Annotated in this window: 24 protein-coding genes and 1 riboswitch; of the genes, 1 reads left to right on the top strand and 23 read right to left on the bottom strand. The window is 36.0% G+C overall.

The window, feature by feature from the left end; genetic code table 11:
- Nucleotides 1-73: 73 nt before the first annotated feature.
- From J0J33_RS07980 to J0J33_RS08040, 13 genes are all read right to left on the bottom strand, one after another.
- Entirely contained in the window at nt 74-1597 is a 1524-nt protein-coding gene (locus J0J33_RS07980; protein WP_206887435.1) for a SpaH/EbpB family LPXTG-anchored major pilin, read from the bottom strand.
- 79 nt (nt 1598-1676) lie between these two features.
- Nucleotides 1677-4529 (bottom strand): SpaA isopeptide-forming pilin-related protein, encoded by a 2853-nt coding sequence (locus J0J33_RS07985; RefSeq protein WP_206921663.1) that lies wholly within the window; start codon nt 4527-4529, stop codon nt 1677-1679.
- Nucleotides 4530-6583: 2054 nt separating this feature from the next.
- Nucleotides 6584-8404: a glutamine--fructose-6-phosphate transaminase (isomerizing) gene (glmS, locus tag J0J33_RS07990; RefSeq protein WP_206887437.1), complete on the bottom strand. Its 1821-nt coding sequence runs from the start codon at nt 8402-8404 to the stop codon at nt 6584-6586.
- 149 nt (nt 8405-8553) lie between these two features.
- The gene (locus tag J0J33_RS07995) at nt 8554-9192 is read right to left on the bottom strand and encodes a deoxynucleoside kinase (protein WP_206887439.1); all 639 of its coding nucleotides are present in this window, start codon (nt 9190-9192) and stop codon (nt 8554-8556) included.
- Between the two features lie 45 nt (nt 9193-9237).
- On the bottom strand, nt 9238-10524 hold the full coding sequence (locus tag J0J33_RS08000; RefSeq protein WP_206887441.1) for a folylpolyglutamate synthase/dihydrofolate synthase family protein: 1287 nt from the start codon (nt 10522-10524) through the stop codon (nt 9238-9240).
- A 2-nt stretch (nt 10525-10526) separates the two neighbouring features.
- Nucleotides 10527-11015, bottom strand: a complete 489-nt coding sequence (locus J0J33_RS08005; protein WP_165711668.1) for an NUDIX domain-containing protein — start codon at nt 11013-11015, stop codon at nt 10527-10529.
- A complete protein-coding gene (folP, locus tag J0J33_RS08010; protein WP_206887443.1) occupies nt 11015-12088 on the bottom strand; it encodes a dihydropteroate synthase in 1074 nt (357 codons plus the stop codon). The genes J0J33_RS08005 and folP overlap by 1 nt, the downstream gene beginning before the upstream one ends.
- 1 nt (nt 12089) lies before the next feature.
- Nucleotides 12090-13139 carry a GTP cyclohydrolase I FolE gene (folE, locus tag J0J33_RS08015; RefSeq protein WP_206887445.1) on the bottom strand — a complete coding sequence of 350 codons (1050 nt, stop codon included), beginning with the start codon at nt 13137-13139 and terminating at the stop codon, nt 12090-12092.
- 55 nt (nt 13140-13194) lie between these two features.
- Nucleotides 13195-13542: a dihydroneopterin aldolase gene (gene folB, locus J0J33_RS08020; protein WP_206887447.1), complete on the bottom strand. Its 348-nt coding sequence runs from the start codon at nt 13540-13542 to the stop codon at nt 13195-13197.
- On the bottom strand, nt 13535-14122 hold the full coding sequence (yihA, locus tag J0J33_RS08025; protein WP_017369891.1) for a ribosome biogenesis GTP-binding protein YihA/YsxC: 588 nt from the start codon (nt 14120-14122) through the stop codon (nt 13535-13537). Before yihA ends, folB begins: the two co-directional genes overlap by 8 nt.
- Nucleotides 14123-14302: 180 nt before the next feature.
- Nucleotides 14303-15541, bottom strand: a complete 1239-nt coding sequence (gene clpX, locus J0J33_RS08030) for an ATP-dependent Clp protease ATP-binding subunit ClpX (RefSeq protein WP_206887450.1) — start codon at nt 15539-15541, stop codon at nt 14303-14305.
- A gap of 31 nt (nt 15542-15572) precedes the next feature.
- Complete coding sequence (locus J0J33_RS08035) at nt 15573-15746, bottom strand: hypothetical protein (RefSeq protein WP_014024827.1); 174 nt, start codon at nt 15744-15746, stop codon at nt 15573-15575.
- Nucleotides 15743-16258 (bottom strand): dihydrofolate reductase, encoded by a 516-nt coding sequence (locus tag J0J33_RS08040; RefSeq protein WP_096368315.1) that lies wholly within the window; start codon nt 16256-16258, stop codon nt 15743-15745. Before J0J33_RS08040 ends, J0J33_RS08035 begins: the two co-directional genes overlap by 4 nt.
- Before the next feature lie 492 nt (nt 16259-16750).
- Between J0J33_RS08040 and J0J33_RS08045 the strand changes: the two genes are divergently transcribed.
- Nucleotides 16751-17254, top strand: a complete 504-nt coding sequence (locus J0J33_RS08045) for a tRNA (cytidine(34)-2'-O)-methyltransferase (protein WP_165711665.1) — start codon at nt 16751-16753, stop codon at nt 17252-17254.
- Between the two features lie 45 nt (nt 17255-17299).
- On the opposite strand, the gene J0J33_RS08050 is transcribed toward J0J33_RS08045, so the two are convergent.
- From J0J33_RS08050 to J0J33_RS08095, 10 genes are all read right to left on the bottom strand, one after another.
- Nucleotides 17300-18610 carry a nucleobase:cation symporter-2 family protein gene (locus J0J33_RS08050; RefSeq protein WP_165711664.1) on the bottom strand — a complete coding sequence of 437 codons (1311 nt, stop codon included), beginning with the start codon at nt 18608-18610 and terminating at the stop codon, nt 17300-17302.
- Nucleotides 18611-18627: 17 nt separating this feature from the next.
- A complete protein-coding gene (locus tag J0J33_RS08055; protein WP_017369896.1) occupies nt 18628-19221 on the bottom strand; it encodes a xanthine phosphoribosyltransferase in 594 nt (197 codons plus the stop codon).
- Between the two features lie 158 nt (nt 19222-19379).
- A riboswitch (purine riboswitch) is annotated at nt 19380-19477 on the bottom strand.
- Nucleotides 19478-19563: 86 nt separating this feature from the next.
- Nucleotides 19564-20280, bottom strand: a complete 717-nt coding sequence (locus tag J0J33_RS08060) for a pseudouridine synthase (protein ID WP_206921664.1) — start codon at nt 20278-20280, stop codon at nt 19564-19566.
- Entirely contained in the window at nt 20267-20836 is a 570-nt protein-coding gene (gene scpB, locus J0J33_RS08065; RefSeq protein WP_206889235.1) for an SMC-Scp complex subunit ScpB, read from the bottom strand. The genes J0J33_RS08060 and scpB overlap by 14 nt, the downstream gene beginning before the upstream one ends.
- A complete protein-coding gene (locus J0J33_RS08070) occupies nt 20829-21569 on the bottom strand; it encodes a segregation/condensation protein A (protein ID WP_019294024.1) in 741 nt (246 codons plus the stop codon). Before J0J33_RS08070 ends, scpB begins: the two co-directional genes overlap by 8 nt.
- On the bottom strand, nt 21566-22276 hold the full coding sequence (xerD, locus tag J0J33_RS08075) for a site-specific tyrosine recombinase XerD (RefSeq protein ID WP_029345841.1): 711 nt from the start codon (nt 22274-22276) through the stop codon (nt 21566-21568). Before xerD ends, J0J33_RS08070 begins: the two co-directional genes overlap by 4 nt.
- Complete coding sequence (gene cbpB, locus J0J33_RS08080; RefSeq protein WP_019294026.1) at nt 22251-22715, bottom strand: cyclic-di-AMP-binding protein CbpB; 465 nt, start codon at nt 22713-22715, stop codon at nt 22251-22253. Before cbpB ends, xerD begins: the two co-directional genes overlap by 26 nt.
- Before the next feature lie 20 nt (nt 22716-22735).
- The gene (locus J0J33_RS08085; RefSeq protein WP_064305315.1) at nt 22736-23245 is read right to left on the bottom strand and encodes a metallophosphoesterase; all 510 of its coding nucleotides are present in this window, start codon (nt 23243-23245) and stop codon (nt 22736-22738) included.
- Between the two features lie 35 nt (nt 23246-23280).
- Nucleotides 23281-24693, bottom strand: a complete 1413-nt coding sequence (racE, locus tag J0J33_RS08090; RefSeq protein WP_019294027.1) for a glutamate racemase — start codon at nt 24691-24693, stop codon at nt 23281-23283.
- A 27-nt stretch (nt 24694-24720) separates the two neighbouring features.
- A complete protein-coding gene (locus tag J0J33_RS08095) occupies nt 24721-24960 on the bottom strand; it encodes a YneF family protein (protein ID WP_004257058.1) in 240 nt (79 codons plus the stop codon).
- Between the last annotated feature and the right edge of the window lie 12 nt (nt 24961-24972).

Here is a 24972-nt window from a genome sequence, read left to right on the forward strand (position 1 = left end):
TCCTATTTTTATAGTACATAAATCTTTAAAGTTAAATAAGGCTGGAGTCCCAACCTTATTCAATATTATATAATTATAATTGTTTTTTATTTTTCTTAACTAGCAAGGCTGCTGTGGCCATCATGATTACTCCAACAATTAAGAATGTATATGTTCCGACACCACCCGTAGAAGGAAGTAAGCCTTTAGGAGTGTTCATTACTTCTAATTCAGAAGTGCCATATTGTCCATGTTCAACTGTGAAAGTAATTGTACCATCTTTCAGTAACACATAATCTGAAGATGGAGCTTTAACTTCATTTAAAATATATTCGCCATTGACCAATCCAATAACCTTCAAAGAGCCTTTATCGTCTGAAATTACTCGACTTGCAGCAGCTTTGCTATCTACCCAGCTTTCAAACACGTACTCACCTTTTAAGTTCTTTTGAGCTGCGAATTTAGCAAATTTTGTTTGATCTGCATTAGCTACCACAAATTCAGCTCCTGATAGCTCTTTCCCTGTTCGAGAATCCTTTTTAACAAATTTATAGCCACCTGTACCGACTGGCATTGGAGGAGTAATTTCTTGTTCAGGTTCATCATTAATTTGAACACTTGCTTTATTGTTTTGAAGCTCATCAGGATTTACTTCTGCAGTCAATTGCATATCATAATTGAGTTCCAATTTTTGACCTGCTAGTGCTTTTACCTTATCACTTTCCAAATTCAAGGCAATTGTAAAGCCACCATCTGCAAAGTCAATCGTATAATCATCATCTTTTTGAAGATCTCCGACTTCGACTGTTTCGTCCTTAAGAGCTAAACCGACAGACGGTTTATCATGAATTTTGAAGCTTGTAACTGCATTACTGTCCCCTATATTAGCAGGAATATTGATTGTTAGTTTATAGCTTAGAATATCTCCAATCGTTACATTTGCAAAAGTTTGATCTCCTACTGTAACTTCTTCGAATGAATCAACATTGGTAAATTCTTTTGTATCTGTAGCTGTTTCATTTTTAGGATAAAGTTGAATATTTGTATTGAGTTCGTCTGTAAATTCTTGTTTTGCATCCACTTTGTAAATAGGCATGGCCAAAACAATCGGTGTTGATTTCTTTGTAACAGTTACATTATTAGGTGTTTTAGTTTCTAAGAATAAGTAGACATGGTATCTATTCGACGCATTTTTAATATCTAAATTAGTAAAAGTTGCTTGTCCTTGACCAGTTGTTACTTTGGAATCAATTTTTGTTGCATAAGAAGGTGCGCTTTGAGCTGCATCAGCTTGAATTGCTTCTACTACCTTTTTTTGATCACTCCCCTCTTCTTCAGATAATTCGTAATATTTATCTGTCACATCATAAACTGTAAATTCAGCTCCATTTAATGGCTCTCCACCAAAGTCTGGCATTTCTTCACCAGTATTCTGGACTTCATCAGGAGTTTCATCAGTCCAAATTCTTTTATTTATAGTCACGCTAACTTTTTCTTTCTTGTCAAAGTTAGTCATATCTTCAGCAAATACTGATTTAATAGTAGGTATAGCTATTATGGATAATACAGCTAAAAATGTAATAAATAGTTGTACCAGCATGTTCGTATTTTTTTTCATAATTTTCTCCTCATTAAATTACGTGTAATACCGTATTTAGTCACAAATCCAAATCGTTCATCTTTTCTATAAAATTCTTTTATCGATTAGCCCTCCTTTTTAACAAATAGATACTTCCTATAATGAGTAATAGAATAAATAAGATACCACTTACTATCCAATACATTATCGGACCTTTCCCACCAGTGGATGGTAGCATTCCTTTTTGTTGGTTATTTACAATCAGTTTAATTAAATTACCCTCTACACTAACTTGACGATTATCCACAAATACGGAACCATCATCTTTAATTTCAACTACTATTTTTTGCTTAAGCACAACATAGCCTTCGGGAGCTTTAATTTCTTCAAGAGTATATTTCCCGATACTTAAATTATCAAAAGTAAATATACTACCATTAGGATTTTTTAAAACGGGAATGATGTTGTCATTAATATCTTTAAGTTCAAATTCTGCACCTGATAACTTTTTCCCATTTCCATCTTCTTTAGTTACTTCAAGAGAAAGGGGTTGAAATTGTTTAACATTTTTATACGTAGTATCATCAACTTTTTCGCTATTGTATCCTGGAACAGAAATTTCATTTGAAATTGTATATTTAAATTTTTCACCCTGTGCATTATATTTTGGAAGCCATAACTCAGGCTGACCATCTTTTTGAATTGCTAACTGATTAGTATCTTTTGACCACGTGTCTTGCTCTTTTGTTCCTTCAACATTAATATATCCTGTTTTCCAGGCATCTGGACTAGTTAGTTGACTCCTAGTCACTTCGTAGGTAACACTTGATGGGCGACTAGATGTATCTCCATTATACTCTTCCCATTCTTTATTGAAGGTTAAATTTATTCCTTCTCCTTTAGCCGATGGTACACCAAATTCTACTTTATTATCAGGAATATTTTCATTTGGAGTTAACGTTGTCTTCCCATTAAGAGGGTACCATCTGTTAGGTACAAAATCATTTTTTTCGGTATTCAAATGAACTTGATAATGTATTTGAATTTCTTGATTTTTACCAATATTGAGATTTGAAGCATTTAATTCTCTATTTCCTATCTCTACTTTTGGCAAATAATCTTCAGAAATCTGGCTGGATCCGACACTTCTTACATCAGCAGTCGTTCCTTGGTATGTAAATTGAGAGCCAAGAGGATCTTCAATAGATCCATTGTTAATAGTATTAAATCTGTTCAATATATCATCCGCTTGACTAACTAAATATTCTGTAATCTCTGAAGCATTGTCTGCATCTTGATATAATCCATCTGAAGCTATTAAACTTGTTCTACTTCTTACCTCTTCTTTAGTAAGATACTCATTATCTTTATCTAATTGTATACCGAGCGTATGAATTTCATTACCCTTACTCTTAGATTTTTTTGCTTCTCCCAAGGTAGCTGCCCAAGTATCTTTAATTTGAAGCTCTCCCCCATTAATATCAGTAACAGAATACGACGGCAGAATCTTTGAAGTGTTACCTGGTTCGTTTCGAGAACTTGCAAATGTTTCCCCATATATTACATTATTGATTTTAGAAGCTGAATTTACCTTATAACTAAATGTTGGAACCCCATCAGTCAGTACAATCATCATTTTTTGATGATCATTAGTATCTTCTTCCAACATATCAGTGCCTTTACGAATACCAAGTTGTGTAAAGGTTCCTCCCTGATAAGGTTGAGATAAGGCTTCGTTGATAGAATTTACATGGTTAGAAGATGATAGGTTATCAATATTAATAGTAAAATTGGTAGTCTCATATCCTGAATTAGCCGGGCTTGAATAACCTACAACTCCAACATTGACATATTTAGAGTAGGCCGTTTTCTGTATGTTAGTTAAAAAATCGCTAACACCTTTTTGAACAGCTAATGCCTTTTCCCCTTTCATAGAGCCTGACATATCTATCACTAAAACAATATCAATTGGTTTTATTGGGTTTTGTTCATTGCCTTTGACATTCAGATAAACGTCATATAATCCGGGGGTGGTTGTTTCTTTTGCATATTTTCTTATTGCAAAGTCTACAAGATTCTTTTCGCCAGCATATTCAATATATGAATCTGTATTGTTATCAGGATCGCCATTCCAACTTTTAACTCCATCCCATTGATTTGAACTGGCACCCTTCCCTTGATGATTAATTACTGTGGTATTGTCAGTAGGAATCCAAGAGTATGTCGGAAACGTTCCCTTATCATCAGTAGTATAATCAGGAACAATGTTAGAATAGTTTCTTAAATTGGAAGCTAACGTTGCTTTTGATCCAAAATTTGAAGGATAAATAGTCGATGCAGTTGAACTTTCTTCTGTACTTGACTCTGTTGAACTTTCTTCTGTACTTGGCTCTGTTGAACTTTCTTCTGTACTTGACTCTGTTGAACTTTCTTCTGTACTTGGCTCTGTTGAACTTTCTTCTGTACTTGACTCTGTTGAACTTTCTTCTGTACTTGGAATGATGAGATCATGAGAGATACTATCATCTTCAGTAAGTATATTTTCTGTAATTTTTTTATCTATTAAACTTCTAGAGTCAGCTTGTATTTTTATAGATAACTTTGTAATATCTTTGGTTGAAGAAACTCTAATGATTCCCTTACCACTTTTCTTAAAATCTGAGGTGATATAGTCATCACTAATATTAGCCCATCCTTCTTCTGGAGTAATATTAATTTCTTTGTCATGATTAAATTGAAATTTTAACTTGAGCTCTTCATCTTTTTGATTTTCTTTAATTTGATAATTTATTTCCCAATAATAGTTTTTCTGCGCTTCTTTTACATTATAGGAAATATCTAAATTATCTGTATTAATTATTGAAGTAGTGGGGGAGCTATCTGCAAATACTTTAAAGCCCTGAATTATATTTGGAACAAAGTTTATAAGCAGAACAAGTATACTTAAATAAATTGACAGTTTTCTTCTCATAATATTCTCCTTCTAATTAGTAGCACCATCATAGAAGAAATACATGATGATACCTATTGATGCGAGTCATTTTTGTTACTTTTTCTAATTATATTATATCATAATATAACAATTATTAAAGCAGAAAAAGGCATTCACATTTTTAGTCATTTAACAACAACCTAAGTGTACTGTTTTTGTAACACACAATTGAAGAATATCATAAAAAGCGTATTTATCTTTTTAATAGCACATGCTTTAGTATACAATAACAATTTTTATTGTATACTAGTCTCTCGTTTTTGTTAAACTTCATATATACTCTTCATAAAATGGAAAAAATCAATCTCTTATATTTAATAATCGAAATTAAATCATAAACTTCAAGTGTATAAATTTGTATTTAAAAGAACTATTAATGCTGCTATGATACCGTTAATCGTTTCGTTAAACAACGGCGAAACAATCACCTAAAGAAAACAGCAGTTCGAATAGAAACTTTTTCTTCTTTATCCTACCAAATCGATTAGAAAGAAAATCTTAAGCTAATCACTCGAATTGGTGACATTTTCAAAGAAAGTAAGTATTTCCTTATATATTCAGAGATACTCACGCATGAAATATATTCATCTTACAATAGACAGGATGTATCCCACCCTTTTCAATGTTTAAATAATACTTTTTTTGAACTTGAGGAGTACTTAATGAAATTTAGATTGACATATAAAATTGTCATAAATCACTCAAAAAGTCGGTTTAGGAAAGATGTATTTAGTGGAAGTTTCAGGTAACATACTAAAGTATGGTAACTTTTATACCAATTATTATCCATTTAGGCCCGCGCAAATTAAAGGTCGCGCGGAAGCCTTTAGTACGAGAAACGGAACGATTAAGAGTTTGATAATTTTGGAAAAATTGAATGTCTCGTTCAACTCTTAATAAAAGTCTCACCATAATGAAAATTCTCGTGCCGTGGCTCTCCCCATCTTGCAGCTTGTAATGAGGAGTAAGCAAGTATCAAATCTTTTGATTACGTTGTACTTCCTTCTTACTCCAAAAATTTATAAGAAAGATGAACACTCCTCTCCAATCATTTACTCAAAGACAATCCTTATAACCATCGTCATTAGAACTTATAGAAAAATTTTAAAATCGGCTCTTCTTAGTCATGCTGATGAGACCGAGCTAGAAGATTATGTGGTTGAAAATTTTCTAACTTATGACTTATTATAAGAAGTCATAAGTTAGGACACCTTACTACTAAGTCTTAATTCATCTAGAAGATTTTAAACTCTTAAATCCCAAAATATCCTTCCTGCATACTTAGACGAGCATACAACTATTTTCTTAATTGACTTGCTTTATAATTTATACTCAGAGTAAACTTGAAGACGAGTCAGGTCTTCAGGCGAAGCATTTAAAACATGCTTATCTGCCCTATATTAAGCGAGTAAATGATTTGTATTTTCAATTTTATCTAAAAATGAATAAAGACAATGTTTTGGAGTACATGCCTTACGTTTTAATAATAATTTATTCTTTATAGCAAACAGTGGTATAGAAAAGTCTGATTTTCTAACTGATTAATATGCGTCATAAAAAGAAACCAATCCGGATTACAATGGATATCCTCATCCTCAACAGGTTGATTACTTACAAGATGTTAAATTAACGAATAAACGAATGATTATAATGGCCGTAAAAATTATAGAATACATTATTTAGATATATATCCTATATATTCAGTGGCTTTTCACTTACAGTGTGACATAGTTAATTTTACACTAGTCCAGCATTGTCATAGTAAAAAAACATTCAACATAAGAAAACTCCTTATGATTTGGATTATAATTCCAAATCATAAGGAGTTTTAAATTTACCATCTAACTTTTGAGGTCGCATTAGAAAGAAGTAGATCATTTTTTTAGTATCTTTTAATTATCCTAATAGTAATGTCTATAAAAAGAAATATATTACTACACTATTCCTTAATTAGACTAAGATGAATATTATATCTCACTAGTTACTTTCAAAATGTGTCCACCAGTAATACTCAACTATAATCTAATGTATTTTCATTCAACAGTTACGGCTTTAGCAAGATTACGTGGTTTATCGACATCCAACCCACGCTGAACAGTTGCGTAGTAAGCGATAAGCTGTGTTGGTACCACCATTGAGATTGCTGAGAGATATGGGTGAACGTTATTAATAACGATGTCATCATCTTCACGCGCTACAGCTTCTTCAACAATTGTAATTGCTGATGCCCCTCGTGCCACTGTTTCCATAACGTTCCCACGTGTATGTGCTGCGACTTCTTCGTTATTTGAAATCAGGGCAATAACAGGGGTACCATTTTCAATCAAGGAAATTGTTCCGTGTTTGAGTTCTCCAGCAGCAAAGCCTTCACATTGGATATATGAAATCTCTTTTAATTTCAAGCTGGCTTCCATAGAAACAAAATAATCTTGTTTACGACCGATATAGAAGGCATTTCGTGCTTCTGGTAAAAGCTTGGCTACAACATCTGAAATCACGTCTTTTTCTGATAATGTAGATTCGATAGATTGAGCTACGAGTGAAATTTCTTTAACCAAGTCAAAAGCAAGTGACTTAGGATTTTGGTCTGCATCACCTACAGCTTTTGCTAAGAAGGCGAGCGTTGCGATTTGTCCAGTGTAAGCTTTTGTAGAAGCAACCGAAATTTCAGGTCCAGCACCGATTAACATTGTGTATGTTGCTTCACGTGACAATGTAGAGCCAGGAACATTTGTAACCGTTAAACTTGGATGATCAAGTTCATTTACTTTTACCAATACCTGACGGCTGTCTGCTGTTTCCCCAGATTGTGAAAGGAAGATAAACAAAGGGTTTTTACTCAATAATGGCATACCATAGCCCCACTCAGAAGCCACGCCAAGCTCAACTGGTGTATTTGTTAGCTCTTCAAGGATTTGTTTTGAAGCATAACCTGCATGAAGTGATGTCCCCGCCGCGATGATGTAAATACGATCTGCTGCTTGGACTGCTTTAACAATATCCGCATCAACAGTTAATTGACCATCTTGGTCCGTATAAGTTGAAACCAATTTACGCATTACAGTTGGTTGTTCATCAATTTCTTTGAGCATGTAGTAAGGATATGTTCCTTTACCAATGTCAGAAAGATCAAGTTCTGCTGTGTAGCTTTGGCGCTCAATCTTATTTCCTTCATAATCCATGACTTCTGCCTTATCTTTAGTTAAGACAACCAGTTCTTTGTCATGAATTTCCATAAATTCAGATGTTTCACGAATCATCGCCATGGCATCAGAACACACCATATTGTATCCATCTCCCAAGCCGATAAGTAAAGGAGATTTGTTTTTCGCAACATAGACTACATCAGCAGCTTCAGCATCCATAAGAGCAAACGCATAAGAACCTTCAATAATAGAGAGTGCTTTTTTAAATGCTTCAAGTACAGAAAGTCCTTCTTCTTCTGCAAACTTAGCGATGAGATGTACAGCAACTTCTGTATCTGTTTGCCCTTTAAATGTATCTTTAGCGAGATATTCTTCTCTGATTTCTGAGAAGTTTTCAATTACACCATTATGTACTAAAACGAAACGTCCTGAAGTAGAAGTATGAGGATGCGCGTTATCTTCAGTTGGTTTACCATGGGTCGCCCAACGTGTATGACCAATCCCTGTTGATCCTGTGACGTTATCACCTGTTTTTGCCTCTAAATCTGCAATGCGACCTACAGATTTTACAAGATTCGCTTGTCCGGCACTATCATCAGCAACGAAGATTCCTGCTGAATCATAACCACGGTATTCAAGTTTTTCAAGACCTTGCATTAGAATGTCTGTTGCATTACGATTTCCGACAACTCCTACGATACCACACATATTAAATTCTCCATAAGCTAATTGGTATAGTTAGCTTTTTCTTTATTTTTCGTCAATAAGAATATGATAATACAATGTTTTGTATTTGTCAAGAATAATAAATCTTTAATTGGTATAGTTGAATGCTCAAAAAAAGTAAATCTTACGATTTACTTTTTTTGTAGTTTGAAGAGTGCTTTATCGATCTCAGTAAGTACCTTTTCAAGGTCTTCTGCATTATTAACGAAGTCAAGCGTATCTCCGTTAATACGTATTTTAGGCGACACCTCATAATTTTCATACCAAGTTGGGTATTCTTCATGGACTTGATGGTAATATGCTTTTAATTCAGGCTGATCGTCAATCTGTTCGAAACTACGACCACGTTGAGCAATTCGGGAAAGCATTGTTTCAAAACTTACGTCAATATAGACAAGTAAATCAGGCCGTTTTTTAGGCATTCCTTCCATCTCTTCAAGCATATTACTGAGTAGGCTCTGATAGATTTCTAATTCTGTTTTAGTGACATTACCATTTTTATAGTTTAGAGTTAAGAAAAGCTCGTCTTCAAAAATAGAGCGGTCAAGGACATTATTTTCTTGAGCATAGGCCATTTTAATCGATTCAAAACGCTTGTTTAAAAAATAGATTTGTAACAAGAAAGCATATTTTTTAGGGTCTTGATAATACAAATCAAGCACAGGATTATTATCTACCGCCTCATAAAATACTTCCGTGCCAAGATGCTCACCTAAAGCCTTGGCTAAGCTTGATTTCCCAGCTCCTATTGTTCCTGCTAAAACAATCACAGTTTTCTTCCTCCTGAAGTCCATCATGGACTTTATTTTTTATTCTTATTGCTCTAATTCTAAGATGTATGCTCTAATTTGAGACATGAAATATAAAGATCCTGTCATTAAAAGCACATCCTCTTCTTTTAAGTTTTCTTTTAATGCTGTATACGTACTTTTCCAGTCCTCTGCTAGCATCACATTTTCTTTCTCTAAGTGCGCAAAATCTTCTAATTTTAAAGCTTTGGGATAATCAAAAGTTGTTAAGATAAGCTTGGAGTTATCAACGGTCTGTAGCATTTTAATCATCTCGGTAATATCTTTTGTAATAAGTGCTGAAAAAAGAATCGTTATTTTACGCCCTGAAAATTCATTTTTTAAGTTTTCCAAGAGCCGTTGTATGGCATGTACATTATGAGCCCCATCAAGTATTGTTAGAGGTTCCTGACTGATTTCTTCCATGCGCGCTGGCCAGAAAGTTTTTCTTAAGCCCTCTCTGATTGCTGCTTCTGAAAGTGATAGTCCTACTTCATGCGCATAAATCATAGTAAGTTTAACAGCAAGCGCTGCGTTGTCTATTTGATGAAGACCAAGCAAGGATTTTTCTAAGTTGAGCAAGTGAATTTCATCATCCTTGTAATTAAATCTCTCATTTTCAAGGATATCTACCTGATAATCGATACTATATTGGTAATGCTGTGCTTGATTTTTTTGAGCTGTTTGCGCAATAACAGCTAGAGCTTCGTCTGCTATTTTCCCTGTCACCAAGGGTGTATTCGGCTTAATGATTCCTGCCTTTTGGGCAGCTATCTTCTCTAGGGTATCCCCTAAGATATCCATATGATCCATGCCAATCGTTGTAATTGCTGTAGCTACAGGTTGAATGACATTTGTACTATCTAAAAGTCCACCTAAACCAACCTCAATCAAAGCAACATCAACTTTTTCATCTGCAAAGTAACGAAAAGCAAGCGCGGTAATAATTTCAAATTCCGTAATACCAGCAAGCTTTTCTTTCTTATCCATTGCTTCTACCAACGGTTTCAGTTGCTCGACATACATGATGAGTTTTTCATCTGGTATTGGATGACCATTAATCGACATCCGTTCACCAAAAGATGAAATAAATGGACTAGTAAAGGTAGCCACATTCAAACCTAACTGTTCCAGAATACCTCTGGTAAAAGCAACTGTTGAACCCTTGCCATTTGTCCCAGCAATGTGGAGCATCGACAACTCTTTTTCAGGATTTCCAAGCAATTCAAGTAAGGCTTCAATCCGAGTCAATCCTGGGCGGATATTAAATTTAAGGCGAGAATGAATCCACTCTAGTGCTGTTTCAATAGTCATATTTAGGATTGCTTCCCTTCTAAAAAATACTTTTTAAATTCCTCTGGTGCCTCAGATTTTGAAAGCAAAAAAACAGGCAACTCTGCCAGCTCAGATGGCTCATCCTTAAGCTTAAGAAGATAACGAAAATCGATATGCTGATGCGCTTTTTCATCTTTAACCACATTATAAGGAATATCAATAAGATTCACGTCTATAAGACGCGGTGCAACAGCTGTCAGGCCTGTCTCTTCATGAAACTCACGCTCGGCTGTCATACTTGGTTTTTCTCCCACTTCAACATGCCCAGCAGGAAGCAAAAGTTCTTTTTGATAAGGATGTTCGATAAAGTACATCTTCTTCCCTTTAAAAACGACAGCAGATGCTGATAATTGCAAATCAGGATTTTGCTTTCCTTTAAGTCCTCTTCTGCTGCTTAAAAAATCAATTGCCTGTTCTTTTTTTTTAGAACTTTCTAAAACTGAAAGTTCACGTATCAAATCATTATACATTAATATTTTTGGTATATTTTAAAATTCTCAATTAAACGGTGCGTTGCTGCGACATCATGTACACGGAGGACACGTCCTCCATCCATCATCATTTGATTTTCAAGAATTAATGTGGATAACAGACGTTCATCTACTTCCATATTTAGAAGATTGGTCATGAAAGATTTACGAGAGATTGCAATCATCACAGGCAAACCTAGGCTGGTCAATAGTTCAGTCGTTTTTACACGCTGTAAAGAGTCGACCCCTGTTGGCCCCCCTGAAAAACCGACTCCTGGATCTACACAGATTTGTGCATCAGCAATATCAAATTGGTTTAATTCTTTTTGTTTCTCTGCAAAGTATGCTGGTATCTCTTGATAAACGTTATCTGCGTAATTCATCCCTGCACGACCATTATTCATGGCAACCAAAGCCGGCTGGTATTCTTGCATCAGATGTAGTTTTTCAGGTGTATCGAAACCATCAATGTCATTAATAATATCTGCACCTGCATCCAATACACGCCGCATAACATAGGCTTCATCAGTATCTATAGCGATAACTGCTTCTGGAAACGCCTTACGGATACTCTGTAAGGGCTGAGCGAGACGTTGCCATTCTTCTTCTGGCGAAATATCTGCGTATCCTGGACGAGATGACTTTCCACCAAGCTCAATGACTTGTGCTCCCTCTTGTAAATCCTGTTCTACACGCTGCAGGATAAAATCCAAGTTAAGATTTTGTTTTGCACCATCGTAAAATGAATCTGGTGTAACATTGACAATAGAATAAACAATCGGATCCAAAGTCAAATCAAAAGAAAAATTCTGACCTGACCAAATGATCTGATGACGTTTAAAAATACGCTCCAAATCCAATTTTTCCTGAGAAGTCGGCCAAGCCTTAATCAAATCTTCCAATTCATAAATCGTTAAAAAAGCCAGTACATCATGGTTATCTAGGATAGTTTTTGATCTTACACGGTATAAAAGATTGTCTAGTTTAGCTTGTTCTTGACTGCTCATTTCAGTAAAACAGATAGAGATTTGTTTCAGAGAAAAAATCTCTGTATTTTTTTCAATGATTTTCATTTTAGTTCAAGCTTTCTAAAAGTTCAAGACGTGTTTCTCTACTTTCTTCAAATTCTCCCATGAAGAAAGAGGTCTTTGTTTGAGAATTTCCTTTTTTAACACCGCGCATTTCCACACACATATGACGCGCTTCAACAACTACTGCAACACCTTTTGGTTCTAAAATATCATTTAAAATTTCTGCAATATCTCGCGTAATATTTTCTTGCACGGATAGTTTATGCGAAACATAGTTGACTAAGCGCGGAATCTTGCTTAAGCCAATAATATTACCATCTTTAGGGATATAGGCTACGTTTGCCTTGCCAAAGAAAGGCAACATATGATGTTCACACATCGAGTAAAATGGGATATCCTTGATTAAGATTGTTTGATCCTGTGCTGTTTTTTCAATCTTAAAGAGTTTATATTCCTCAAATTGCGTTAATTTTTGTGAAGAGAGTATTTCCTCATACATCTTTGCCACACGTTCAGGTGTTTCTAAGAGGCCTTCTCGCTCAGGATTTTCACCCACAGCTGAGAGAATTTCTCGTACGGCATGCTCAATACGCTTTCTCGCAGGTTTTTGCGCAGGAATCTCCACTACTTCTTGCTCTGTGTCTTTAAGCTTTTCAATCGCTTGCTTAACTTGCTGCTCATATGGGAAATCCTGCTCTAAAACTTCCAAAAGCGGCACGAGAACAAAAAGACGATTAAAGACTTCTTTATGTGGAACAATCAAATCATTCTCAAAAATCTGTTCGTTTCCGTAAAATAAAATATCAATGTCTATTGTACGTGGGCCCCAATGAATCTTGCGTACACGGTTTAATTGAGCTTCAATTTCATGAATAAACTCGAGCAAGTTAGTCGGTTCAAGTGTCGTTGAAATCTTCAAAGCCATATTGACAAAATCATCTTGTTCCACTCCACCAACAGGTGAAGTTTGATAAAACTTTGATTTTTTATCTATCAAAATTGCCGGATTTTGCCCCAATAAACTTACTGCGTCTTGCAAGTAAGCTTGCTTGTCTCCAATATTACTCCCTAAACTCAAATAAACCGTATGCATCACTTTCTTGCTCCCCCCTTAGAAAGCCGTAAATATTCTTTAAAAGTTAAATATTTTAACCAACCATTTCAATTTCGACATTGTCAAAGATTCCTACAATAGGAACCGCTAGTTTTCGGATATGTACCTCTACTGATTTTACTTTACTGTTTTCTTTAATGGCTTGAATAATATCAAAAGCCAGCTTTTCAATCAAATCCGCTCGTGAAACTTCAATTATTTCTGAGATTTTTTCATAAAAAGCAACATAGCTCAAGGTTTCATCAAGCTCATCTAAACCAGAATAGGAAAAATTCGTGGTAACAATCAAGTCAATTTCTAAATTTTGCCCTAGAATCTTTTCCTCAGGTAAAACTCCGATATGCGAAAAGAACTTCATATTGTTAATCTTAATCTTATACATATTGTTCAATGGCTTCCCATGCCTCATTAATTCCTGTTTTATCAAAGCTTGAAAAAATAACAAAATCATCTGTGCTGTCAAACTGCAATGCTTTTTTGATCACGGATACGTGTTTATTCCATTTACCACGTGGGATTTTGTCAGCCTTAGTTGCAACTAAAATTACAGGAATATCATAGAACTTCAAAAAAGTGTACATCAATTTATCGTCTTCAGATGGTTCATGGCGTAAATCAACGAGAGCGACAACCGCTTTAAGATTTGGCGCTGTAGTGAGATATTCTTCAATCATTTTACCGAACTTTTCGCGCTCTTTTTTCGAAACACGTGCATAGCCGTATCCTGGAACGTCAACTAAATGAACCGTATCATCTACATTGTAAAAATTAAGAAGTTGTGTTTTACCTGGCGAACTTGAAGTTCGCGCAAAGTTCTTACGGTTTAATAAGGTATTGATAAAACTTGATTTTCCAACGTTCGAACGGCCAGCAAGAGCAATTTCTGGCATATCTGTATCTGGATACTGCTTGGCAGAGGCAGCTGAAATGGTCAGTTGTAAATTATTAGGGTTTATTTTCATTTTTTCTCTCTTTCCTTGTTTGTCATCTTATCCTTAGATAATTGCGCAAGGTTTATTTAAAGTTTTTTTTGAGAGAAGGGTCATAAATCGTTCCCTTCCCTCCGTATAATCACTCTAATCTGCTAAAGCAAATCAATGATAATAACAAGAAAACCATGACCACTCATGATTTTCTGTTTTTTATTCTTGAATATAAATGATTTCTGCCTCTGCTTTATCACGTACAGCTGCTTCCGTAATAATCACTTTTTCAATATTATCATGACTTGGTATTTCAAACATGATATCCATCATCACTTCTTCAATAATTGAACGTAAACCACGTGCACCTGTTTTACGCTCGATAGCTTTTTCAGCAATGGCATGCAAAGCTGCATCTTCAAACTCCAGTTCTACGTTGTCATAGCTTAATAACTGTTTGTATTGCTTGATAAGGGCATTTTTAGGCTCTGTCAAGATACTGATAAGATCGGTTTCTGTCAAACGTTCAAGCGCAGCCACAACAGGTAAACGTCCAATAAATTCAGGAATCAATCCGAAAGTTTGGATATCTTCAGCAATGATTTCCTGCATGTAAGATTCATTGTCAGCTAAGGCTTTGTTGTTGGTTCCGAAACCGATGATCTTCTCACCCAAGCGTTGTTTGACAATTTCTTCAATACCATCAAAGGCACCACCCACAATGAAAAGAATATTTTTTGTATCAATTTGAATCATCTCTTGGTTAGGATGTTTACGTCCACCTTGCGGCGGCACACTCGCAACTGTTCCTTCGATAATTTTTAGGAGAGCTTGTTGTACACCTTCACCAGAAACATCACGGGTAATAGAAACATTTTCTGATTTTTTAGCAATTTTATCAATCTCGTCAATATAGATGATACCACGTTCAGCACGTTCAATATTGAAATCACTAGCTTGAAGCAATTTTAGTAAGATATTTTCAACATCTTCACCCACATAACCAGCTTCCGTCAAGCTCGTGGCATCAGCAATAGCAAAAGGAACATTAAGCGATTTAGCTAAAGTCTGCGCCAAAAATGTTTTCCCCGAACCTGTTGGACCAATCAATAAAATATTAGATTTTTGGAGTTCAACTTCTTCATCATCATTGCCCGTAAAATTGATACGCTTGTAGTGATTATAAACAGCAACAGCAAGCGCACGTTTTGCTCGCTCTTGTCCAATAACGTAACCATTTAGATGATCTAACATCTCTCTTGGTGTCATTACGGGAGTGGTTTCAAATTCTTGAGCCATTTCCTCACGCATCTCTTCTTCAATCAGATGACTCGACAGTTCAACACATTCGTCACAAATATAAACACCGACACCGGCGATAAGTTTCTTTACTTCTGGTTGGCTCTTGCCACAGAATGAACAATATATATTTTCGTTTTCTTTTGTATCGTTAGACATTTGTTTCTCTTTTTCTAGATTTTAAACATTTTTAGGAAAATAAAGTTCCAAAAAAAGCATGAATGGAATTGACAATATTCGTAAAGGCATTAAGAAGAAAAATAGTTCCTAAGCCCCAGCGCTTCTTGCGGAAGCATTGCAGTGCAAGTATTACACAAATTGCACATAAAACAGCTGTAAATAAGCCAAAAATAGATTTTGTCACGGCTTTTGTTTCTCCTTCCGCTCATATTTTTCTACAGTAAAGTCATAAGGATTTTGTTCGTCTTTTTTATGATAATCCGCTGAAACTCTCACATACTTCGAAAAATCAAACGTATCAGGGAAATATGTATCCCCTGCAAACTCTCCATGAACAACCGTCTTATAAAGTGCTGACAACTCCTTTTCGAAAAGAAGGAACATCTCTGATCCGCCAATGATATATAAATCACGCTCTTGATTATTATACCATTCTACAACTTCGGATACACTATGCATGATTAGAACACGTTCATTATCTTCCTTGGGATAAGTTTCATCCCGTGTAAGAACGATGGTGATACGTCCAGGGAGAACACGTTTATTCATACCTTCAAAGGTTTTACGCCCCATCAAAATTACTTGATGGTAAGTTGTCTTTTTAAAATGTTCCAGTTCAGCAGGTAAGCGCCAAGGTAAATGACCTTCAATGCCAATCACCTTCTTTTCGTCTTCTGCCCAAATTGCGTAAATCATTTTATTTCACCTACGTTGCTTTTCTTTGTTTACTTTGAAAAGACAATCATCCTTTTAAAACAAAGATGTTCCTTTCTTTTGGGATTTTAAGGTCAACTATTTGATACACAAATAGGTTATAAAATGGAAAAAGAATTCACTTAAGACCTTATTTATTAACTGCTTCAACAGTTAATCTCTCGTTGTTCTCTCAAAAGCAGTTTGTGTGCCTTGAGGGATAGAATTACCTTTCCTATTATATCAAAAAACACCTTTTTTTACTTTAATTTTTCTTATTCAGAAAAAAATGTAAAAATTTTGCATTATTTCCTTTACTTTTTCTTAAAGATGTGTTAAGATATTCCTATCAATTAATTTGTTTCAATCAACCCTGTTATGATTAAAGCAAATTAGTCCCCCAACTAGGCTGCTCGCTGAGACCATACTCCGAGCTACCTAGTTTTTATTTTTGTAAAAATGTAAAACCCTTACAAAAACGGAATGGAGAAAATTATGAATCATATTGCACTTTTCGAACCACGTATCCATTTTAACACTGGAAATATTGCACGGACTTGCGCAGCTACAAATACTACTTTACATTTAATTGAACCTTTCGGCTTTGAAATTACCGATAAAAATCTCAAAAGAGCAGGTTTGGACTATTGGGATCAGGTCAACATTGTTTATCACAAAAATCTAGATGATTTTATCGATCACGTAGATGGCAAACTTTTCTTAGTCAGTAAATTTGCGGATCAGGTTTATTCCGATGTTGATTATACTGAAACTACAGAGGATTATTACTTCCTTTTTGGCCGAGAAGACACTGGTTTACCTGAAGATTTTATGCGAGAAAATGCTGAAAAGTGTATTCGCATCCCCATGAATGACGAACATGTACGCAGTCTTAACCTTTCTAATACTGCCTGTATGATTGTCTACGAAGCACTTCGTCAACAGAACTTTTCTGGCTTAGAATTAACACACACCTATGAAAAAGATAAATTAAAATAAAAGTAAGAACGTAAAAAGTCACACGATAAAAATCGCGTGACTTTTTTAATTCATTTGTGTTTCTGCTTCTTGAGCGTTTACAACTGTTGTAGTTTTACTTTTCGTATTTAAAAGCAAGTTAAGTAAAATAGCCGAAACAGTACTTACAACAATTCCATTAGAGAGGAAGATTTGCGCCCAGCTTGGTAGACTAACAAAAAGGTTGCTTGAATTAAATCCAACACCCATCCCAACTGAAACAGCTACGATAAGTAAGTTTTGATTATCCTTATAATCTACTGTTCCCAGCATGTTCACACCTTGCATTGCCACCATCCCAAACATGATGATCATTGCTCCACCAAGTACGGGAACAGGAATAAGCTGAGCAATTGCCGCAAATTTAGGAATCAAACCCAAAACAATCAAGAAACCTGCTGTGAAATAAATAGGCTTGCGTGATTTAATACCTGACAACTGTACTAAACCAACGTTTTGTGAGAAACCTGTATAAGGGAAAGTATTGAAAATCCCTCCAAGCAATACAGCGAGTCCTTCTGAACGATAGCCATTACGCAAACGTTTTTCAGATAATTCCTCACCAGTCAAATCAGACAAGGCCAAGTAAACTCCTGTCGATTCAACCATTGAAACAATCGCGATAATAATCATCATTAAGCAGTCTACCAGATAAAAACGCGGCATTGCCATACGGAAAGGAATCGGTAAGTGAGCCCATGGTGCTTGGTTAATAGCTGAAAAATCGACCATATGTAAGCTAGCTGCTAGGATTGTTCCAGCAACTAAGCCAATCAAGATGGCAATGGAACGAATGAAGCCTGTGGCAAAAATATTCACTAAAATGATGACTAAAATAGTAAACCCAGCAAGCAAGAGACTGTTAGCTGTAGGTGTTGCTTCGTTATTTCCCATATTTCCTACGGCAACAGGAATCAATGTTAAACCAATAGTTGTAATGACTGAACCAGTCACTAGCGGAGGGAAGAACTTGCGAATTTTAGAGAAGACACCTGCAAAAGCGATAACGAAGACACCTGAGGCAATCAAAGCACCAAACATCGCACCATCACCGTGCTTTTGTCCAATAATAATAAGTGGGGCGACAGATTGAAAAGCAACACCTAAAACCACTGGAAGACCAATACCAAAGTTTTTAGTCATCTTTAATTGCAGCAGGGTCGCCAAACCGCACATAAAAATATCGGCTGAAATTAAGTAGGTTAATTGCAAAGCACTGTAATTTAAAGCTGATGCAATCATGATGGGCACTAAGATCGACCCTGAATACATGGCAAGTAAATGCTGCAAACCTAAAACTGCAGCTTGACCGTTGGCTTGTCTTTTTGTATTAAACATTTCTTCCCTTCTCCTTCTTAATCCCAAGCAGCATCGTCTGCTGGTGCAAAGACAACTTGACCTGAATCAAACTTCTCGATACGGGCTAGAGAGGTCACAGTAAGACCCTTATCCATCAGTAATTCACGGCCTGTTTGGAAGCTCTTTTCAATGACGATACCAATACCAGCAACTTGTGCACCAGCTTGTTTAATCAGTTCTTCGAGTCCAAGCGCAGCTTGACCATTTGCTAAAAAGTCATCGACCAGCAAAACAGTGTCTTCAGAAGAGATGAATTTACGAGAAATTGAGACTGTTGAAGTAATTTGCTTTGTAAAAGAAAAAACTTCTGTTGTCAATAATTCTTCGTTCATTGTGATATTCTTAGATTTTTTAGCAAAAACCATTGGTACATCGAGTGCTTCTGCTGCATAAAGTGCTGGTGCAATACCGCTTGCTTCAATCGTTACAACTTTAGTAATATTTTTATCTTTGTAAACTTCAGCAAAGCGCGCACCAATCGCTTTCATCAACTCATAATCGACCTGATGCGTAAGGAAGCTGTCCACTTTTAATACTTGGTCTCCCAAAACTTGTCCATCAGTTGCGATACGATTTTCCAATAACTTCATAACTTCTCCTATAACATTTATCACTCAAGACTGGCTTTGGCTCTAATACGCACAAAAACTCTACCCGATAAGGTAGAGTATTTCTAGACGACAAAAAGAAGATATTATTTACGACCTTTAAATGTAAACGATGAAAATTTCGATTTAAAGATAGGACTGTACAAATAGAATCCTCTTATTGTCCTGCCTTTACGGTGCAGGGTAGAAACACTTAGCCATATCCTAAGCATAAATAAGATTTTTAATATTGATACAGTATATCGCATTTTATTATTTTTAGCAAGAAAATATCGTAATAAATAAAATTTTTTCAAATATTCATCAGAATTGTTCGGAATTTACTTATTTTTTTGCTTCATTTACCAATTGTGAAACTTCTTTTTTGGTCAGGCGACGGTAGCGACCAGGGACTAAACCATCTAAACTTAATGGTCCATATTGAACACGGCTAAGTTTTTGGACAGGCAAACCAACTGCAGCAAACATTTTCTTAACTTGATGATTTTGTCCTTCATGGATTGTCAAGCTAACAAGCGAGCTGTTTTTCGCTTTGTCCTGTTTCATAATCTCATAACGTGCTGGGCTCACTTTTTTTCCATCAATGGTCATACCTAAAGTCAAAGGACGCAAGTTTTCCTTATTGGCTTGCCCATCAACCTTAGCGATATAAACTTTTTCAACACCATGTCGTGGGTGTGTCATTAAGTTTGTAAACTCTCCATCATTAGTAAGCAACAAAAGACCACTTGTATCCCAGTCCAAACGTCCGACAGGATAAATACGCTCTTTTCCTGTAGGAAGTAAGTCCATAACGGTTTGACGGCCCTTATCATCGCTTGAGCTTGAGATATATCCACGTGGCTTATTCAGCATATAATAAACAGGTTCTTCGTTATAAACAGCTACACCGTTGACCTCGACAATATCTCCTGACTCTACCTGATAGCCCAGATTTGTCATTGTAACGTTGTTGACAGAAACTTTTCCTGATAGAATAAGCTCTTCTGCCTTACGTCGACTGGCTACACCTGCATGCGCCAAAAATTTATTGATTCTCATTTATTTCCTCATTTTCGTTAAATAATACTTGTTTTTCGCCAATAAATTGGCTTTCATCTATTTCAGGTAACTCTGACAAGTCATTGATACCAATATAATCTAAAAAGAATTCTGTCGTTCCATAAAGTCCTGGACGGCCAACAACTTCGAGTGTGCCAGTCTTTTCTACCAAATCATAAGCACGTAGTGTTGACAACGTACCACTGGAATTGACCCCACGCAATTGATCAATTTCCAAGCGCGTAATCGGCTGTTTGTAAGCAACGATTGAAAGTACTTCTAAGGCAGAACGTGAGAGACTCTGATTTAGCGGCGTCTTCGCATAATTTTTGAGAAGTTCTGCAAAACTTTCTTTTGTTGCTAATTTATACTTTCCAGCAGTTTCAATAATTGTAAGGGCAGATTCTTCATCTGTTTGATATTTTTCGATAAGTCGCTCAATTTGTTGCTCACAAGCAAACTTACTCATGCCAGAGAGTTCCGATAATTGATTTAACTCCAGTCCTTCTTCACCCGTAACAAAGAGTAACAGCTCCAAAGTAGCTGTTTTATTCAGATTGTTCATCTTTCGTTTGTCCTCTTTCTAATAGAATTTCACCAAAAACTTCTTCCTGCTTAAACGTTACTTGTTGTGTTTTTATGAGCTCTAGTAAAGCCATGAAAGTGGTCAAAAGTTCTTCTTTCGATGTCTTCTTCGAAAACAGAGAACTAAACTTACACGTCTTTTTCTTTAAAAAGTAACGGGATAACTCCACTATTTTATCGGAAATTGAGAATTTCTCTGCCTCTATTGTTGTATTCTCATCTGTGAAAGACTGTTTTTGTAAGGCTAAAACATTACTGAAAGCCAAAAATAAATCCAGACTGTTATGATCTTGTAAAAGTACTGCATCTTCTCCAATAATTTCCGTTTTGGCTTTGGAATAATACTGACTACGAGCTTCATGCATCTGGGCAATATCTTCGGATAGTGCTTTATATTTTCGATACTCATCGATTTGTGCCAGCAAATCTTGTTCCAACTGTTCAGTATCTTCGATGAATTCCTCGGCCACTGTAGGCAAAAGGCGACGGGACTTTATCAGCATTAACTGACTCGCCATGACCATATATTCACTGGCAATTTCCAACTCTAATGTTTTCATGGCCTTCAAAAAGTTCAAATATTGTTCAATAATCGGAACCAAAGGCACCTCAAAAATATCAACTTTATATTGCCCAACCAAGTGCAAAAGTAAATCTAAAGGACCTTCAAAATCATTGATTTTTATCTTTATTTCTTCACTCATTTATAGTATTTCTCTAAAGTAGTTGTTGTAGATAGCCCTAGAGCTTCTGCTAATTCGTATACGGTTTTACCCAGCCGCACTTGTTGTAAGATATATTGTTCGCGTAATTCTTTTGCTGTTAAATCCGTATATTTTTTTAGTTCTAAATAAAGAAATTGACGTGATTTGGTAAACAATTCATCAGCATTGTTTATTCTTTGGGTATAAAGTGCAAACTTATCACGTATTGGTAAAACACGCTTTAAGCCGGACTTCTCAACAGTAAGAATTCGGAATTTCCAGTTGAAATTTTCCCACCTTAAGTGCTGTATTTCTGAAAAAGTTAATCCAAACTCAAGAATTAAAAATGCTAAAAAATGACCAGGAGAAGTCACCGGTTTGTAAACGGATGACATGTTCTTGATTTCTAACTTTTTCTTTAGTTCTTTCTTTGGTGCATTTACTTGCTGAATTTTATGGTATTCTTTCAATAAATTTTTATCGTAAAGATAGAGAAGAAACTGATTTGCACTTGATATCTTGCGGCGTTGTGCTGCCACAGCCAATTTTTTCAAAGACTGACGATAAAGCATGAGCGACTCACGAGAAATTGTTCTTTTCTCAAAAAACTCGGCAAAATTTCGTAAATCATAAAGATAATTTGATTTGGTATTTTCTGAGAAATTTTTACTCTCTAAAAAATTAGGAATTTCGTTCGATAATATCATATTTTTTACTAAATTCATGGGCAAAAGCGTTAATGGCTTTAAGAATTTCTTGACGTGCAATAATCCCCACAAACTCGGTTCTTTTTACTACCGGCAAGAAAGGCTCTTTAACCAACTTATGTAAGATTTCTTCCAAGGGTGCTGAGGGGGAGACTGTTTCTATCTCAGTGTCCACAATCTCTGATATAGGTGTATTCATCGATTTTTCATAAAAGAAATCTTCACCCATCTCAAATTCGACAATATCTGCAAGCCCTAAAACGCCGACAAACTCTTTATCTTTAGTGAGAACAGGAACTCTAGAATATTTATACTGACTGAGCAATAATTTTGCATGAGAAATATTATGTTCGTCACATAAAATAGCTACGTCGTCAGCATCTTTTATAAAAGTTTCGCTTTGTTCTAAGAAATATTTTTCAATAGCTTTATCAATCATTTTTACTCTACCTCTTTTTTCTAAAGCTCAAAAGTAAACTGTAGACCTGGAATTTCCTGGTGCTCTAAATCATGATAAGAAACCTTATAGCCATCTTCTAAAATTGTGACGACAGCATACATTTTGATATTGATACTTCCTCTAGGCTGACTTACTGAACCCGGATTAATATACAAGGTATTTCCTATCATCTGTGCGACAGGCTGATGGATATGACCAAAAAGTGCAATGTCCGCTTCTTTTTCTTCTGCAAAGTAAGAATAACGATCAAGACCTAAGCCAACGTAAAACTGGTGGCCATGAGCAATAAGAACTTTCTTCCCTTCGACATCCACCATTTTTATCTCAGAATAGCCTTCATCGTAGTCGCAATTTCCCGCAACTACGGTGATACCTTGCCATATATCATCATTACTTGGCAATTCAGAATCGCCACAATGAAACAAAGCTGATGCTGTGCCTTCATATTTTTTTTTGATTTTTTTAATTACGTCACGATCAGTATGTGAATCACTCATTACAATAAACATTGAAGACTCCTTTTAGCTAACACTCATGCCGCTTTTTATTTTTTAATGTGCTCCAGCCATTCTGGGAGTTCTGTCATTAATTTTTGTAAAGCTTGACCACGATGTGAAGCTGTATTTTTTTCTTCAGCACTAAGCTGAGCAGCAGTTCGGTCTGACGTTCCCACTAAAAAGATAGGATCATAGCCAAAACCATTTTCGCCTTGCGGCGTAAGGCCAATACGTCCTTGCCAGTCTGCTTCAACAACCAAACTGTCATGGCCTGGATAAGCAGCAACTAATGTCGTATGGAAATGCGCCGTCCGACGCTCAGGTGTTATTGCTGTTGAAGCTAACTCATGGAGAAGTTTTGCAATATTTTCCTCATCTGTTGGATCAGGCCCAGCAAAACGATGGCTCCAAACACCAGGCAAACCCCCTAAAACATCCACACATAAGCCAGAATCATCACCGATGACAACTTCACCAGTAATTTCGGCAATTTGTTCTGCTTTGAGACGTGCATTTTCTTCAAAAGTCATGCCAGTTTCAGCAATATCTGGTAACTCAGGATAATCTTTAAGATTTTTAATTTTGTAGCCAAATTCTTCAAATAGACGTTTGAATTCTGCTGTTTTCCCATCGTTACGTGTGGCGATGAGTATCGTTTTTTTAGCAGATAATTCTGTGTGCTGTGCAGTGATTTTTGCCGAACCAAGCCATCTGTCCGCAATAGCTTGAAAATCTTCTGCCTTACCTGTTGTATAAAAACGGTGATGGAGATTTTGACGCTCTTCACCGTTGAGATCAAAATAATTTAGCAAAACGGTAATATCACGTACAGTTTCAGAACCACTGTCAATAAGCTGAACATCCGGTCCCATTTCTTTTTGGATGAGTTTGCGCAAAAGAGGATAATGTGTGCAGCCTAAAATCAAGGTGTCAACTTTGCCAACCATTGGTTTTAAAGCCTTCGCTACTATTTCTTGAGCCTCTTCCGAATCTGCACCGTTGGATTCAACCAATGGTACAAACTCTGGGCAAGCCAAACTACGTACATCAACACTTGATGATTTGAGTTGAATAACTTTACGATATTGATCAGAATTAACCGTTGCTTGTGTCGCAATTACGCCGACTTTCTTGTTAATTGTTTTTTGAATCGCACTTGAAGCACCTGGTAAAATCACACCTATGACAGGAATATCAAGAGCTGCTCTTACTTCTTCAATTGCAACTGCTGTTGCTGTATTGCAAGCGAAAACAATCATTTTTACATTTTTAGAAAGCAAAAAATTGACCATATCCCAAGTGAAAGCAGTAATCTGCTCATTTGAGCGTGGCCCGTAAGGCGCACGTTGCGTATCACCGATATAGACAATTTCTTCGTTTGGTAATTGACGGAGAATCTCGCGAACAACGGTCAAGCCTCCAACTCCTGAATCTAGTAAGCCAATAGGTCTGTTGTCCATAAATACCTCCAAAATTTACTTTTTATCTTATTTTTTCTTAGTGTCTGCTTGTTTAGCTGCACTACGAATTTGACGAAGTACTTGTTGTACTTGTGCTTCAGATGGTTTGCGTCCCATTGAACCCATCATCATACGTACTGCATCTTCATTCAATGGTGGGTTATCCATCAAGAGCTTTTTAGTTTGTTTTTGTGTAAACCAAGCGCCCCCAGCAAAGCCAGCAATGGCAAAGACAATCATAAGTAAAATTGCAACAAATAAATTCATTAATACTCTCCT

The sequence above is a fragment of the Lactococcus sp. LG1267 genome (assembly GCF_017309545.1).
GTDB classification, from domain to species: domain Bacteria; phylum Bacillota; class Bacilli; order Lactobacillales; family Streptococcaceae; genus Lactococcus; species Lactococcus petauri.